Below are 15,138 nucleotides of genomic sequence, written 5' to 3' on the forward strand. Positions count from 1 at the left end.
GGCGTGTCAGTCGATATTTCCCGTGGCTGACACACCGCAATCGCGGGCAAGCCCGGCTCCCACAGGGATCAACTGTGTATGAAAGATCATCGTCAGCCCCAAGAATAAGGACATCCGCCCCACCGTGGCCACGTACTCCCTGGTAATCCGCCGCCTGATGATCTGCTCGGTGACCATCGTCGTCAGCCGCGCCATGACCAGCCCATTGCTCGCGCTGTTGCTGAGCACCCGCCTGGGCCTCAACCAGCAAGATATCGGCTTGCTGATGGGCATCGCCGTGTTCATCGCCACGCTGCTGGGCCTCTACGGTGGCTACATCATCGACCGTCTGGAAAAACGCAAGCTGCTGATCCTGGCGATGCTCTCCAGCTCCATCGGTTTTCTGTTGCTGACCTTTGCCAGCAACCTCTACCTGACCACCCTGACCCTGGTGATCACCGAAGCTGCTTCGGCGCTGTTCCTGATCGGCTCCAAGGCGATCATCAGCGAGAACCTGCCGGTGGGCCAGCGGGCCAAGGTGTTTTCCCTGCGCTACACCCTGACCAATGTCGGCTACGCCACCGGCCCGATGCTCGGCGTGGTGATTGCCGGGCAGATGCCCCTGGCACCGTTCCTGATCGCCAGCGCGATTGCCTTTGGCAGCCTGTTCCTGATGATCGGCATCCCGCCGACCCAACGCGACGACAGCAACAAACCCTTAAGTTTTCTCAGCACCCTGCGGACCCTGCGCAGCGATCGCACCTTGATCCTGTTTACCAGCGGCAGCCTGTTGAGCACCATTGTCCACGGGCGCTACACCTTGTATCTGTCGCAGTTTCTGCTGGTGGCCTACAAGCCGGAGAGCGCGCTGAAAATTCTTTCTGCGGTGCTGGCGTGCAACGCCATCACGGTGATCCTGATGCAGTACCAGATCGGCCGCTTCCTCAAGCGCGAACAACTGCGCTACTGGATCGTGCTCGGCACGTCGTTGTTTATTGCCGGGTTGATCGGCTTCAGTATGGCGGACGGCCTGGTGTCGTGGTGTGTCGCGATGTTTGTGTTCACCCTCGGGGAGATGATCATCTACCCCTCCGAGTTCCTGTTTATCGACACCATCGCCCCGGACGCCCTGCGCGGCAGTTACTACGGAGCACAAAACCTGGCGGCATTCGGCGGCGCACTGAGCCCGGTGATCTGCGGCTACCTGCTGATCAATGCATCGCCCGCCTCGATGTTCTATGTATTGAGCGGGCTGACGGCAGTGGGCGGTACCCTGTGTTTCTTGAGTGGCCGGCGGGTGACGGTGCGTACGTGATTTCTGCTGATATTTGCGCAATATCCCGCTATTAATAGCGAAACCTCTCACGGACCCGAGCCCCATGAAATTCGACACGGCCTACAGCCTGAGTCTCGACGACAAGCTGTCGATCTATGACGTGCGCGACCTGAATTTCGACGAAACCGCCGCCTTCAATTCCGACAAGGACAGTTTCCTGTGCCCCAACGACGAGTGCCGGGCGGCGTTTGCAGTGGGCAATGTGTTGGGCACCTTCAACGCAAAAAACGTCAATTACCTGCGCACGCCGCACTTCAAGAACATTCCCAGTACCCGGCATATCGAAGGTTGCCGTTACGCCAGTCGCCCTGCCGGAAAAGGCGAAGCTGAGGATGGGCCGGAGGAAAATTTCCCGTCGGAATTTGTCCTGACGCGACGCCAGTACGAACGCAAAACACCGGTCATCGGTGCTGAGGCTGGCACCCCACAAGAACCACCGAAAACGCCGGCAACCCGCAACGCCTTGTCTCACAGCTCAAGCGACACCACCCCGGACAAGACCAGCGTCTTTGCCCACCCAGTGGAATGCTACGTGTCGAATATCGACGACAAGGAAAAGCTGAAAAGCATGCCCTTGAAGATCGGTGATCACATCGCGACCTACTGGACGTTTTTCAAGAAGATCGAATACCTGCAAGACAACAAAGGCCTGATCTACTGGGGCAAGATCAAGGAGATCAAGGACTACACCAGCAGCTTTCGCATCGACTTCGAAAAGAAAGCCTGGCTCGACAAGAAGCCCTACTCCATCAATGTTTACCTGAGCAAAAAACTGATCGAGAACTACCGCAAGCGTAAAGCGTTCCTGGAGCAGATCAAGGCGGCGGTGGACAGTGATCGAACGTTGTATTGCTTCTTCTACGGGGTGACGCCGGAGTTGAAACAGGTACCGAGCAAGAAGAACCCCGAGCAGACGTTCGGGGTGTTCAGTGCCAATATCGAGAACCTGGATCACCTGATTATTCGCGAGGCGCCGGGGTTGGAAACCTAGAGCAACATGCTCACCATCACCACGCCCAACAACCCGATATACACCCGCGCATGCAGTGCATCCGGGATGCGGCCGATCCACGGTGTGGCCAGGCGAATGCCCAGCAGCGAACCCAGGGTGAGGATGGCAAACGCCAGCAAGTCGACATAGCCGACAAACCACGCGCCCAATTCCACCTTGGCGAATCCTGCCATGAGCATGTAGGTAAACGTACCGGCCAGCGCCACCGGCACGCTCAACGGGTTAGCCATGGACGTGGACTGGGACATGCTCAAGCCGCAACGGCGCAACAGTGGCACGGTCATCACGCTGCCGCCCACGCCCAGGAAGGTGGCGATCACGCCAATGGCGATGCCACCACCCGTCACTTCCGCGCCGCTCAGGCGTCGTGGCTGGAGCCTGTCGTCCTGGCTGAGAAAGCCCCTGCGCAACAGGCAATCGACGATGGTGACGGCCAGGTAGGCGATAAAGGCGTACCGCATGAAATCGCCGCTGGCGAACATCGCAGCCCCTGCGCCCAGCACGGCGCCGATCCCGATGTACCCGCCCAACGGCCACAGGTAATGGCGAATCAGATTACCTTTGCGACGGTGTTTTCCAGTGGCGATCAGCGCGTTGACGATCATCACGCAAGTGGAGGTGGCGACCGCGATATGCATCGCCGATGCACTCACGCCCGCGTCGTGGCTGAGCTTGAGCATGCCGTACAGCAACGGCACCACCACGAACCCGCCGCCGAAGCCGAACAGCACCGCCGTCACGCCGGTCATGCAGCCGAACAGTGCCAGTAATAGATAGAACATCGAGAATCGCCTTCAGCATCAGGGAGAGCTGTCGACGATAGCGATTCAAGGCTTGGCCCGCTTGCGCAAGTCGGCCAATAATGTGCGAGATATTGCCACTTCCGGAATCAGCTCCATGCGCAACGTCTCCATCGCTCAACTGGACCTGACGCTCCGAACGGTCGTGGCAATCGGCACCGACTATCCCCACGGCTATCTGCTCAAGCGCCACAGCCATCGGCGCGGCCAGCTGTTGTATGGCGCCACCGGGGTGATGCAAGTCAGCACCCAGCAAGGCAACTGGGTTGTGCCGCCCCAGCGTGCGGTGTGGATTCCCGCCCAGGTGCCCCATGAGGTGCTGATGATCGGTGTGTCGACGCGCAGCCTGTATATCGAACCGCACGCCGTCACCGACTTGGGCGCCAGCTGCCACGTCATCAACGTTTCACCCCTGATGCGACAGTTGCTGATGGAGTCGGTGGAAATGCCGCTGGAATACGACGAGACCGGCCGCGACGGTACGCTGGTCAGCCTGCTGTTGCATGAACTGGCTCGCGCCACGCACTTGCCCCTGCATATCCCGCTGCCGGAGGACCCACGCCTGCTTGCCCTGTGCCTGGCGTTTCTGCAGCGGCCGGACGTGCACCAGTCACCGACTCAATGGGCTGAACAATCGCACCTGAGCCTGCGCACCTTCAGCCGGCATTTTCGCCAACACACCGGCTTGAGTTTCGTGCAATGGCGCCAACGAGCCTGTGTGGTGCAGGCCCTGGCACGCCTGGCCAGCGGCGAAACCATCACCCGGATCGCCCTGGACCTGGGCTACGAAAACCCGGCGGCGTTTTCCAGCATGTTTCGGCGAGTGCTTGGCCAGTCGCCGAGCACCTACCTGGATGGGGCGAAATAGACCGGCGGCAGCCCTATCGAAACCATCCAGTTGATGAGCGGTAGAAACAACTGTACAAAAACACAGTATAGTTTGCCTTCCCCCGTCGAACCTGGAGAAAGCCCATGTCCTCTCTGGCAATGAGCAACACCGTAGAACAGCAGATCGTCCTTCATCAATTCACCCCACGGCACAGTGTTCAGGCCCGCCTGATGCTGGGCTGGAGCCGGGAAGACCTGGCCCGGGAAGCGGATGTGGAAGTGGACGCCCTTCAACGTTTTGAAAGCCATGCCGATGTGGACGATGAAGTCCGCCTGAGTGTGGCGTTTCGTCTGGAAGCTGAAGGGTTGGTGTTTTTCCCGGGGTTTGCTCCGGGTTGGGGGATGAATGTGCGGGGCCGCGCCAGCACTCCGGCACAACCTGCCGCCAAAGGGATCATCTCCCGGTTTCTGGATTCAACAGCGGCATCCATTGACCCAACAACACCTCAGCCCAATGGTGCGTAGCGCGCAAGGCCATCAACTTACGCCTGCAACTGCAACGCCCGACGGATCATTTGTGGCGGTTGGCCAAACGCTCGCAGGAAGGCTCGACGCATGCGCTCCGGGTCACCGAAGCCCGTCTCTCGGGCGACGACGTCGATGGAGTGGCTGCCGGATTCGAGCATCAAGCGCGCGGCTTCAATGCGCAGGTGTTCCACCGCCTTGGCCGGGGATTGGCCGGTTTCGGTGCGGAACAGTCGGCTGAATTGACGCGGGCTGAGGTGTGCCGCTTCGGCTAGTTGCTCTACCGAGAGGTCCTCACGCAGATGCCCTTTGGCCCAGGCCAGGGCGGTTTGTACGCGGTCGGACTTGGGGTCCAGTTCCAGCAGCGCCGAGAACTGCGACTGGCCACCGGCACGGCGATGGTAGACCACCAGTTTTTTCGCCACGTCGCGGGCCACTTCCACGCCCAGGTCGTGCTCGACCAAGGCCAGGGCCAGGTCGATGCAGGCGGTCATCCCGGCCGACGTCCAGAGCGGACCGTCGACGGTGAAGATCCGGTCTTCCTCCAGCTTTACGTTGGGGTAGCGCTGGCGAAACGTCATGGCGTGGTACCAGTGGGTAGTTGCCTTGCGCCCTTCCAATAGCCCTGCCGCTGCCAGGTGGAACGAACCGGTGCAGGCCGACGTAACCCGGCGCGACGCCGTCAACGACGCCTGTAGATACGCCACCATGCCTGGGGTGGGCTCGAGTAATTCGTTATCCCCCAGCACCACGATCGTGTCGTAGTCCTGCTGCCCGAACGCCAAGCTATCAATGGCAAAGCCCATGGAGCTTCTGATCGGCCCGCCGTGCTCCGACAACAAATCCACGCGGTAGAACGGTCGTCCTACCACGAAGTTGGCAAATTCGAACACGCTGCTGGTGGACAGGCTCAGCACCTGGAAACCGGGAAACAGCACGATACCGACGGACACCATGGCCAAACCTCATGTCTCTAAAGGAGGGATATATGACATTGCGGCCACCACATTACACCCATAATCTTGGTTCCAACAAGGCCGATCCCCTCCCCGGCCCCTTTGGAGCAACTGCCATGTCGCAACATAAAGGTTATGCCCTGATTACCGGTGCTTCGTCAGGAATTGGCGCGGTGTATGCCGACCGCCTGGCCCGTGCCGGCTACGATCTGATTCTGGTAGCCCGCAACCAGCAACGCCTGGAGCAATTGGCAATACGCTTGAAAGCCAGCACCCAACGCGACGTTGAAGTGATAGCGGCCGATCTCAATCTGCCGGCCGACTTGGCGCGTATTGCTCGGCTTGCGCAGGACGACAGCCGTATCAGCCTGCTGGTGAACAACGCCGGTGTGGGCGCCACAGCTTCGCTGCTGGAGTCTGACGCCGACAAAATGGACGCGATGATTCTGCTTAACGTACTGGCGCTGACCCGCCTGGCCAAAGCGGCGGCAACCAACTTTGTCGCCCAGGGCCGTGGGACGATTATCAACATTGGCTCGATTGTCGCCCTCGCGCCCAAAGTGCTGAACGGGGTGTATGGCGGCACCAAGGCGTTTGTGCAGGCCTTCAGCGAATCGTTGCAGCATGAGCTGAGCGACAAGGGCGTGGTGGTTCAAGTGGTACTGCCGGGCGCCACCGCCACGGAGTTCTGGGACATCGCCGGCCTGCCGGTAAACAACCTGCCGGAAACCATGGTAATGACCACGGAAAACCTGGTGGACGCAGCCCTCGCCGGCCTGGCTCAAGGCGAAGCCGTGACGATTCCGTCCCTGCCGGACAGCGCAGATTGGGACACCTACGAAAGCGCCCGGTTGGCCCTGGGCCCGAACCTGTCACACCGTGAACCCGCCGCTCGTTATGGGTTGAAGTAAGCCGGGCTGGCGCAGGCCGGAGGTAAACGCAGGCTTCCTGATTGCCTGGGAAGCCTGTTCATCATTGGGGCGTCTGCGCCGACAATACCAACCGACAGCGTTGCGCCAGCGCTGCCAGACCATCACCGGCCCAATAAGCGCCATAGAACCACACAAACGTTGAAACCCCATCCGGGCCAGTACCAATGGGTATACGTATCCTCGGGTTACCCGCAGTGGCTGCATGATGAAAGGCGGCACTTTGCGCATCGGACACCAACCCATCGAGCCGATTTTCCGTGACCCGATCGTTAATCTCGTTGCCAGGGTCCAGGGTGAAATGGCGCGCGTCATCCATCACCCGCGCAAACACAGGCACCAACTCCGCACCGGCTGTACGCAGTACGTTCAGTACTTGAGCAAAGTGCGCGCTGTGTTTGATCGTTTCCCGAACATCACCTGCAACATATTCACTGGCAAAACCAATGCGGCTGCCCGCCAACGGGCGTGTGTTGATCTGATGACCCGTATCGGCGACCGGCGGGATCTCCACCATCACCGGCCCCTCAGGGTCGACGCCGCCGAGGGCGATCAGTGATAACGAAGGGTCGCGCACGGCGCGCATCATGGGGCCAGGGATATCGAACCTGGGGCCGTAGCCGCTCGCGGAGCCAAACTCCAGGCCGCTCGGGTGATCGCCGGAGCTGACGATTACACCGCCAGTATCAGCGCCAAACACGACGCCCTTGCTGACGGTCGCAGCGCAAGCCGGGGGAACAGAGCTGTCCCCCGAGACTGTCTGTTTGAACAGACACAACGCGCCCGACGCTGTGACCTTCCTACCGTTGTCGTCCATATACGCCCACGCCTCGAAACTGATTTTCGAGGGATGATTGCATCCTTTTATCGGGACGGCTGTAGGTCGGAAACAACCTGCAACTCAGCGGCGGGATTGCATCTAAATCGCTATCACCCGCCGACGTGTTGCTCGTTACCCGCGTGCTCGACTTCCAGCCACCAGGCCTGCCCGCGCTCCGGCTGATTGAGCATGAACGCCTGCCCCATCGCCGGCGTGGTGATCGACACATTACGCTCCCACGCCAGCGCCATGATCCGGTCGAACGGTTCGTGCCACGCATGAAACGCGAGGTCGAAGGTGCCGTTGTGGATCGGCAGCAACCAGCGGCCCTTAAGGTCGATGTGCGCCTGCAGGGTTTCTTCCGGTTGCATGTGAACGTGGGGCCAGTCGACGTTGTAAGCGCCGGTTTCCATCAGGGTCAGATCAAACGGACCGTACTGCTCGCCGATGCGCTTGAAGCCTTCGAAATAGCCGGTATCGCCGCTGAAGAAAATCCGCCGCGGGCCGTCAATCATCACCCACGAACACCACAGCGTCTGGTTGCCATCGAACAGGCCACGCCCGGAAAAGTGCTGGGCCGGCGTGGAAACAAAGCGAATCCCGTCCACTTCAGTGCCCTGCCACCAATCCAGTTGCCGCACCTTGCTGGCATCCACACCCCACTTGATCAACGTATCGCCCACGCCCAGGGGCGCGAGGAAATAGCGGGTCTTGTCCGCCAGTTGCACCACGGCCTTGTGGTCCAGGTGGTCGTAGTGATTGTGGGAAAGGATTACCGCCTCGATCGGCGGCAGGTCTTCAAGGCTGATCGGCGGTTGGTGGAAACGCTTGGGGCCGGCCCAACTGAACGGCGATGCGCGCTCGGCGAACACCGGGTCGGTCAGCCAGAACTTGCCGCGCATTTTCAGCAGTACAGTGGAGTGCCCAAGGCGGAACACGCTGTGGTCGGGAGCGGCGAACAGTTGCTCACGGGTCAGCGGCTGCACCGGGATCTCACCCACCGGCCGCGTGCTGCGGGGCTTCTGGAAAAGCATCTTCCACATGATGCCCAAGGTCTTGCCCAAGCCGCCATGCTGGATGGGCTTCTGATTGGTGAAGTGACCTTGCTGTTGTTCGGAAGACTTGGGCGCTGAAGAAGAACTGTCGAGACGGGTTGAGATCGTGGCCATTACCGAGGAACTCCTGCAGACTGCTCTTGAAATTACACTGCACAGTGTAGTTTCTAGATTGCAACAAAACCCGGAGCAAGTAAACTACCGAGTGTAATTTTCCCTTCAGAGCCGAAATTCCCCCATGACTGCACCTCAGCGCCTCACCGACCGTAAACGCGAAGCCATCGTGGCAGCCGCCATCGCCGAGTTTCGCGACAACGGTTTCGAGGTCACCAGCATGGACAAGATTGCCGCCACCGCAGGGGTTTCCAAACGCACGGTGTACAACCACTTCCCCAGCAAGGAAGAACTGTTCGCCGAGATCCTGCATCAACTGTGGGCCAGCAGCGTGGCGCAACTGGACGTCAGCTACGCCAGCGACCGCCCGCTGCGTGAGCAACTGCGCGGGTTGCTGCAGGCCAAGATGGCGATGATGTCGGACGCCAACTTCCTCGACCTGGCCCGCGTGGCGATTGCCGCCACTATTCACTCGCCGGAACGCGCCCAGGACATGGTCAACCGCCTGAGCAAGCGCGAAGAAGGGTTCACCCAATGGGTGCGCGCCGCCCAGGAAGACGGCCGGCTGAGTTGCACCGACCCGTGCTTCGCGGCCCACCAAGTGCAAAGCCTGCTCAAGGCTTTTGCCTTCTGGCCACAGATCACCCTCGGCCAGCCAACCCTGGACGCCGACGCCCAAGCGAACGTCATCGAGTCGGCCATCGACCTGTTCCTGGCGGGCTATGAGGTCGTGCCGCAGCACTGACCTGTTACAGGAACGACATCCAAGGTCGTTTTTTGTCTGATTCGCCCTGTGTCCTTTGCAAATGGCTTGGAAGGACACTGATTATTCCCACGCGAATAACTGACAATATTCACACGTATTATCCGACCAGTGGTTTTTCCGATCACGTGTGCCGTCGTACCTGCAAAAAAAGAATCGACCCAGGAATTTATGGAAAACCAACGAGGCAAAGGGCTGTCATTTGCCAGACGTATCTACAGGCCAAGGATCATCGGCCTGGGCATCGGCTGCATCAGCGTCATCGCTGCACTTTACCCACTGCACATGCCTGGCTGGGTCTGGGCGTTGCTGCTGTTCAATGGTTTTGGCTGGGCGCACCTGGCGTATCAACTGTCCACTCGCTCCGATTTCCCCTACAAGGCGGAACGGCGAAACCTGCTGTACGACTCGCTGCTCGGCGGATTCTGGGCGGCCACCACCCAATTCACGCCCCTCACTACCGTGACCATCCTGTCCATGATGGCCATGAACAACGTCGCCGCCGGAGGCAAACGCCTGTTCCTCCACGGGATAGTCGCGCAGCTGGTGGGCATCGGCGTGTCATGGCTGTTATTCGGTATCAAGTTCAACCCCGACGTCAGCCTGGTCCAGGTCTACGCCTGCCTGCCCATGCTGACGCTGTATCCCATGGCGCTGGGCATGGTCTGCTACCGCCTGGCGATCAAACTGTCGGAACACAAACGTGCCCTGAGCGCCCTGACTCGCACCGACAGCCTTACCGGCCTGCTCAATCACGGCTCGTGGAAAGACCTGCTGCACCTGAAGTTTCACAAGTGCCAGCAACAACAGGTCCACGCCACCATTGCACTGATCGACATCGATCATTTCAAGCAGATCAACGACACCTACGGGCACATCATCGGTGACCAGGTTCTGCGCCAACTGAGCCTGGAGCTGCGCCGCAACCTGCGGGAAAACGACCTGGCCGGGCGTTACGGCGGCGACGAATTCTGCGTGATTCTTCCGGACATGCCCATGGAACAGGCGGCGCAAGTCATGGAACGCATGCGCGAGGTGTTCAGTAATTACCGTAACCCGGAAATCCCGGAGTTGCGGGTCAGCCTGAGCATTGGCCTGGCGTCTTTTCAAAGCACCTTCACCGACGCGGCCACGTGGCTCAACGCAGCGGACCGCGCGCTGTATGCGGCCAAGGACACTGGCCGTAACCGCGTGAATATCAGCGACTATGTGGTCGCTCATAGCGCTTGAATCCCGCGAACTACACCTCGTCTGAATTAAACGCAGCTACCACCGACCGATAGCATAATGCCGCCATTGGTCGGTCGCCGTAGAACTTCTTGCTGACCATACGACTCAGAACCCGCTGTTCCACCCTCTGTCAGCACAAGGAAGCTGGCAATGAGCACGTTCGCCGTAGGCTTGAGCCATACGGTGGCAGGCGCCCCCATGGATACCCCTGACGCTTGCTTCCCCCGAGCACACGACCATGCTATTCAACGCCCATAAAAAAACCATCAGTACCTTGCAAGCCACCCTTGCCCAGCAAGCCAGCCTTCTCGACGCCATCGACTGCTCCATGGCAGTGATCGAATTCGACCTGCAAGGCATGGTCCTGCGAGCCAATGAGAACTTTCTCAAGGCCATGGGTTACAACGCCGATCAAGTGGTGGGCCAGTCCCACCGGCTATTCTGTACCCCGGCCTTTGCCCGCAGCGCCGAGTACGGCCAATTGTGGACACAACTGCGCAACGGCCAATTCCAGTCCGGCACCTTCGAACGGGTGACCAGCAGCGGCCAGCCGATCTGGCTGGAAGCCAGTTACAACCCGGTGCGCGACGAATCCGGCAACGTGGTGAAAGTGGTGAAGTACGCCATGGACGTCACCTCGAAAATGCAGGCGGAGAGCGAAGCCAACGCCAAGTTGCAGGCCATCGATCGCGCCATGGCGGTGATCGAGTTCAACCTCGACGGCACCATCATCAGCGCCAATCAGAATTTCCTGCATCGCATGGGCTACAGCCTGGCGCAGGTCCAGGGCAAGCATCACCGCATGTTCTGCACACCGGAGCTGGCCAACAGCAGCGCCTACAGCGATTTCTGGCAACGGCTGAATCAGGGCGAGCTGTTCAACGGCCAGTTCGAACGCATCGACAAAAACGGCCATGTGGTGTGGCTGGAAGCCAACTACAACCCGGTGTATGACGCCAGCGGGCGCCTGTGCAAGGTGGTGAAGTACGCTTCCGACGTCACGGCCATGGTGGAGAAACACGCCGCCGACGCCCAAAGCGCCACCCAGGCTTATCACATCTCGCTGCAAACCCGGGACTTCGCCGAAAAAGGCGCCGAGGTGATCCAGCAGACCGCCACGGGCATGCGCGAGATTGCCGCCAACATCGACGGTTCTTCCGCGCTGATCGCCAAGCTGGGCGAGCGTTCGCAGCAGATCACCGCCATCGTCAACACCATTCGCGGGATCGCCGACCAGACCAACTTGCTGGCCTTGAACGCCGCCATCGAAGCCGCCCGCGCCGGCGAGCAAGGCCGCGGGTTTGCGGTGGTGGCCGATGAAGTGCGCCAGTTGGCGGCGCGCACCAGCGGCTCAACGGCGGAGATTTCGTCGATGATCGAGATGATCCAGAGCGAAACCCGCCAGGCCATCGACAGCATGGACGGCACCCGCGACCGCGCCGCCCAGGGCGTGGACCTGGCGAACCAGGCCGGCACCGTGATCCTGCAGATTCGCGAAGGCGCCAGCGAAGCGGTGCAGGCGGTGAGTGCGTTTGCCAATGAGCGGGGCAACAGGTAAGCGACAGGCTTCTTCATGTGCCTGGTGGAGGGCTCGGTCTATAGTGGTGGCTTGTCTTACACCACGGATTCGAGCCCGCCATGACCCCGGATAAACCTGACGCCAAAGTTGACCACCTGCGCTTTCATCGTAAACACGCCCATCTCGAACCGACCTTCGGTAATGACACCTTTGCGCTGAAAGCCGAAGCCTTCGCGCGCTTCTTTGGCACCCCGACCTTCCTGGGGGCGCAAACGGCAATCGTGATTCTGTGGGTCGTGCTCAACGTGACCGGCATCACGCACTTTGACGTGTATCCGTTCATTCTCTTGAACCTGGCGTTCAGCCTGCAATCGGCCTATGCCGCACCGCTGATCCTGCTGGCCCAGACCCGCCAGGCCGCACGGGACAAGGCCCAGTCCGACGCCGACGCCCAGCACCGCGAAGCCCTGGCCGTGGCCAACACGGAACGCCAGGCCCAGGCAGCGCAGACCACCAAGCAATTGCTGGAGCTGCTGGAACAGAACACAAAACTCACCGAGATGACCAAGCAACTGACCGAGCGCATCGAAGGGTTGACCACTGAGATGCACGAGCACTTCGTGCGCAAAACCTGACCCTGCCACACATCCAATGTGGGAGCTGGCTTGCCTGCGATTGCATCACCGCGGTATGCCTGATGCACCGCAGCGCCTGTATCGCAGGCAAGCCAGCTCGCACAGTCAGTGCTCCGGCAAGTGCACATGCTGGCCCAACTGATCAAATAACGTCACCACCGAGCGCAGCGCCCGGCAATCGGGGCGTGTCAGCAGCCACAGGGTCGTGTCGTGCCCCGTCAGCGGTGGGCTCAACGGTTGCAGGCCTGCGCCCAGCAAGTAATCCGGTAACGCCGCCACACCGAGCCCCGCGCGCACCAGTTCGGTCACCGAAACCATGCTGTTGCAGCGATAGGCCGGCATCACCCCGGGCAAGTGCTGGCGCCGCCAGGTGACGGTGGGATGGTCTGGCAGAAAGTCATCCGGCGCGATCCAGTTGAGGGCGGCCAGCTCCTTGCCTGCATGCTGGCGGGCATAGTCGGCACTGGCACACACCCGATACGACACCGTGCCCAGGCAACGTCCTACCAGATGCTCGGGCGGAGTCTTAGTCAGGCGCAGGGCGATATCCGCATCGCGGCGGCTGAGATTGGCAAAGTCATTGGAGGTGCTCAGCTCCAGGGTCAGCGCGGGGTAGCCGGGCATAAACTGCGCCAGGGCCGGCAACAACAGTGACTGCAACACCGAATCCGTACAGGTCAGGCGTACCGTGCCGCTGATCACTTCACCGCCCTGCTCCACCCCCACGCGCGCCGCCTACAGTGCTTGTTCGGCACGTTCGGCCTGCTCGGCCAGCGTCGTGGCCAGGGTGGTGGGCAGGTAGCCGGCACGGCTCTTTTCGAACAGTGTCTGGCCCAGCGCCGCCTCCAGCCGCCGCACCGCGCGAAACACCGTCGACACGTCCACACGCAGCAACGCCGCTGCACGGGCGAGCGTGCCGCCTCGCACCAGCGCGAGGATCAGGGAAAGGTCGGAGTAATCGATCTGATAGTGCGTCGCTGCATTGAACATATGGACTAACGCCAATATTGATTGCGTGAACGCCAATCTATAGTGAGCGTCAGGACTCAACAAGCCACGGATACCCTTGATGAATAAAACCACCCTGCACCTGGCCCTGATCGGCGACTACGATGCACAAGTCACCGCCCACCAGGCCATTCCCTTGGCGTTGCAACAGGCCGGCGCGACTTTGGGCCTGACGGTGCGGTTCGACTGGCTGGCCACTGACACGATCAAATCCACCGAACACTTGCAGCACTACGATGGCTTCTGGTGCGTTCCCGCCAGCCCTTACCGTGACCTCGACGGCGCGCTGCGGGCCATCCGTTATGCCCGAGAACAGCGGCGCCCTTTCCTCGGCACCTGCGGCGGTTTTCAACACGCGGTGCTGGAATATGCCCGCAACGTGTTGGGCTGGGCCGACGCAGAACACGGCGAACTGGCTCCCGATTCGCCCCGTGCAGTACTCACGCCCCTGACCTGTGCGCTGGTGGAAGCGACTGACACCATCCGCTTGATGGCCTTTACCCGCATCGCCGAGGCCTACGCCACTCTGGATATCCATGAAGGCTACCGTTGCCGCTATGGCATCAATCCCGACTTCGAAAGCGCACTGCTGGAAGCCGACCTGATTGCCAGCGGCCATGACTCGGCGGGCGACCTGCGGGCGGTGGAGCTGCTGGACCATCCGTTTTTTGTCGCCACCCTGTTCCAGCCGGAACGTGCGGCCCTCACAGGCATCACACCGCCGCTGGCAATTGCACTGCTGAAGGCCTGCGTATGATCGCCAAGACGCCCAAGCCGCCGTACTACGCGGTGGTGTTCAGTTCCCTGCGTACTGAAGGCGACAACGGCTACGGACAAGCCGCTGACCGCATGCTGGAACTGGCCCGGCAACAACCTGGTTTTCTCGGCGTGGAATCGGCGCGAGGGGAAGATGGCCTGGGCATCACCGTGTCCTACTGGAGCAGCGAAGCCGCGATCCTGGCCTGGAAGCAGCACGCCGAACACACCGAAGTGCGCGAACAGGGGCGCTCCACCTGGTACTCGGCGTGCCATACGCGGGTGTGCAAGGTGGAGCGGTCTTACGCGTTCGAGCGCTGAAACATCAGCCTATGTAAAACACTCAATGTGGACAAGGGAGCTCCCTCGCCACAAAAAGCGCTCCAGCCGCAGGGACAATGTGGCGTTCAACCCACCAGACTGCGCACCGCACTGATCTGCGGAATCTCCACCCGGCGCATGTACACCCGCAGCGGTTCCGTGATGTTGATGCGATCGTCGATGTTCTGGTCCAGCAGCAGTTGGATCCGCTCGCGGGACAGGGTCATGGCCTGCTCGTCAACCGGCTGCCAGACAAACTCGGCGGTCGGGATGATGCCATCGTCGGCCACGTCCATGCCGAAGGCGTCTTCGCTGAAACGGACGATGTACTGGTGGGTCTTGCGGTTCAGGCCGACAAAACCGTGGAGTTGGTCGGCGGCCTGGCAGATAAGCTCGGAGGTGATGCGCATGGTAAACCTCACTGAAAAGTCCTGTTTGGACTGGAAAGATGGTTTACACGCATGGCAGATAATCTGCCCTCTGATGGGGCAGCTGAGGGCAAGAGTACTGCATGGCACCGCACAAAAGTGCAGAAAAATGGCCTGTGAACAC

The 15,138-nt window shown here is 60.6% G+C and carries 16 protein-coding genes and 1 pseudogene; 11 read left to right on the forward strand and 6 right to left on the reverse strand.

The genetic code is table 11. The features are described from left to right. Nucleotides 1–124 precede the first annotated feature (124 nt). Both K0H47_RS12335 and K0H47_RS12340 read left to right on the forward strand, forming a co-directional pair. Nucleotides 125–1,294 carry an MFS transporter gene (locus K0H47_RS12335; protein WP_169386048.1) on the forward strand — a complete coding sequence of 390 codons (1,170 nt, stop codon included), beginning with the start codon at nucleotides 125–127 and terminating at the stop codon, nucleotides 1,292–1,294. A gap of 64 nt (nucleotides 1,295–1,358) precedes the next feature. Then, complete coding sequence (locus K0H47_RS12340; protein ID WP_219272770.1) at nucleotides 1,359–2,306, forward strand: hypothetical protein; 948 nt, start codon at nucleotides 1,359–1,361, stop codon at nucleotides 2,304–2,306. Here K0H47_RS12340 and K0H47_RS12345 read toward each other — a convergent pair. Next, nucleotides 2,303–3,109 carry a sulfite exporter TauE/SafE family protein gene (locus K0H47_RS12345; protein ID WP_093207044.1) on the reverse strand — a complete coding sequence of 269 codons (807 nt, stop codon included), beginning with the start codon at nucleotides 3,107–3,109 and terminating at the stop codon, nucleotides 2,303–2,305. The two genes, K0H47_RS12340 and K0H47_RS12345, sit on opposite strands and share 4 nt — an antisense overlap. 115 nt (nucleotides 3,110–3,224) lie before the next feature. Between K0H47_RS12345 and K0H47_RS12350 the strand changes: the two genes are divergently transcribed. Both K0H47_RS12350 and K0H47_RS12355 read left to right on the forward strand, forming a co-directional pair. Continuing rightward, the gene (locus K0H47_RS12350; RefSeq protein ID WP_219272772.1) at nucleotides 3,225–3,995 is read left to right on the forward strand and encodes a helix-turn-helix transcriptional regulator; all 771 of its coding nucleotides are present in this window, start codon (nucleotides 3,225–3,227) and stop codon (nucleotides 3,993–3,995) included. 104 nt (nucleotides 3,996–4,099) lie between these two features. After that, nucleotides 4,100–4,480 carry a helix-turn-helix transcriptional regulator gene (locus tag K0H47_RS12355; protein WP_063027818.1) on the forward strand — a complete coding sequence of 127 codons (381 nt, stop codon included), beginning with the start codon at nucleotides 4,100–4,102 and terminating at the stop codon, nucleotides 4,478–4,480. 17 nt (nucleotides 4,481–4,497) lie between these two features. Here K0H47_RS12355 and K0H47_RS12360 read toward each other — a convergent pair whose 3' ends face one another. Continuing rightward, entirely contained in the window at nucleotides 4,498–5,436 is a 939-nt protein-coding gene (locus K0H47_RS12360; protein ID WP_219272775.1) for a GlxA family transcriptional regulator, read from the reverse strand. Between the two features lie 116 nt (nucleotides 5,437–5,552). On the opposite strand from K0H47_RS12360, the gene K0H47_RS12365 reads away from it, so the two are divergent. Next, on the forward strand, nucleotides 5,553–6,347 hold the full coding sequence (locus tag K0H47_RS12365; RefSeq protein WP_063027814.1) for an SDR family oxidoreductase: 795 nt from the start codon (nucleotides 5,553–5,555) through the stop codon (nucleotides 6,345–6,347). Between the two features lie 61 nt (nucleotides 6,348–6,408). Here K0H47_RS12365 and K0H47_RS12370 read toward each other — a convergent pair whose 3' ends face one another. After that, entirely contained in the window at nucleotides 6,409–7,182 is a 774-nt protein-coding gene (locus tag K0H47_RS12370; RefSeq protein ID WP_219272778.1) for a hypothetical protein, read from the reverse strand. Between the two features lie 113 nt (nucleotides 7,183–7,295). Beyond that, on the reverse strand, nucleotides 7,296–8,354 hold the full coding sequence (locus K0H47_RS12375) for an MBL fold metallo-hydrolase (RefSeq protein WP_219272780.1): 1,059 nt from the start codon (nucleotides 8,352–8,354) through the stop codon (nucleotides 7,296–7,298). 124 nt (nucleotides 8,355–8,478) lie between these two features. Here K0H47_RS12375 and K0H47_RS12380 point away from each other — a divergent pair, with 124 nt between their 5' ends. From K0H47_RS12380 to K0H47_RS12395, 4 genes are all read left to right on the forward strand, one after another. Continuing rightward, nucleotides 8,479–9,099 (forward strand): TetR/AcrR family transcriptional regulator, encoded by a 621-nt coding sequence (locus tag K0H47_RS12380; protein ID WP_063027808.1) that lies wholly within the window; start codon nucleotides 8,479–8,481, stop codon nucleotides 9,097–9,099. 189 nt (nucleotides 9,100–9,288) lie between these two features. Then, on the forward strand, nucleotides 9,289–10,347 hold the full coding sequence (locus K0H47_RS12385) for a diguanylate cyclase (protein WP_219272782.1): 1,059 nt from the start codon (nucleotides 9,289–9,291) through the stop codon (nucleotides 10,345–10,347). Between the two features lie 238 nt (nucleotides 10,348–10,585). After that, entirely contained in the window at nucleotides 10,586–11,905 is a 1,320-nt protein-coding gene (locus tag K0H47_RS12390; RefSeq protein ID WP_219272785.1) for a PAS domain-containing methyl-accepting chemotaxis protein, read from the forward strand. Nucleotides 11,906–11,985: 80 nt separating this feature from the next. Beyond that, nucleotides 11,986–12,501, forward strand: coding sequence for a DUF1003 domain-containing protein (locus K0H47_RS12395; RefSeq protein WP_017475922.1), 516 nt, complete (start codon nucleotides 11,986–11,988; stop codon nucleotides 12,499–12,501). A 105-nt stretch (nucleotides 12,502–12,606) separates the two neighbouring features. On the opposite strand, the pseudogene K0H47_RS12400 reads toward K0H47_RS12395, so the two are convergent. Further along, a pseudogene (locus K0H47_RS12400) lies at nucleotides 12,607–13,491 on the reverse strand (LysR family transcriptional regulator). Nucleotides 13,492–13,570: 79 nt separating this feature from the next. On the opposite strand from K0H47_RS12400, the gene K0H47_RS12405 reads away from it, so the two are divergent. Both K0H47_RS12405 and K0H47_RS12410 read left to right on the forward strand, forming a co-directional pair. Continuing rightward, nucleotides 13,571–14,266, forward strand: a complete 696-nt coding sequence (locus K0H47_RS12405) for a CTP synthase (protein ID WP_219272787.1) — start codon at nucleotides 13,571–13,573, stop codon at nucleotides 14,264–14,266. Then, nucleotides 14,263–14,586, forward strand: a complete 324-nt coding sequence (locus K0H47_RS12410; protein WP_093207001.1) for an antibiotic biosynthesis monooxygenase — start codon at nucleotides 14,263–14,265, stop codon at nucleotides 14,584–14,586. The genes K0H47_RS12405 and K0H47_RS12410 overlap by 4 nt, the downstream gene beginning before the upstream one ends. An 86-nt stretch (nucleotides 14,587–14,672) precedes the next feature. On the opposite strand, the gene K0H47_RS12415 is transcribed toward K0H47_RS12410, so the two are convergent. Beyond that, complete coding sequence (locus tag K0H47_RS12415) at nucleotides 14,673–14,996, reverse strand: DUF2025 family protein (protein WP_063027796.1); 324 nt, start codon at nucleotides 14,994–14,996, stop codon at nucleotides 14,673–14,675. Between the last annotated feature and the right edge of the window lie 142 nt (nucleotides 14,997–15,138).

The organism is Pseudomonas sp. Xaverov 83 (assembly GCF_019352905.1).
In the GTDB taxonomy this organism is placed as follows: Bacteria; Pseudomonadota; Gammaproteobacteria; order Pseudomonadales; family Pseudomonadaceae; genus Aquipseudomonas; species Aquipseudomonas yamanorum.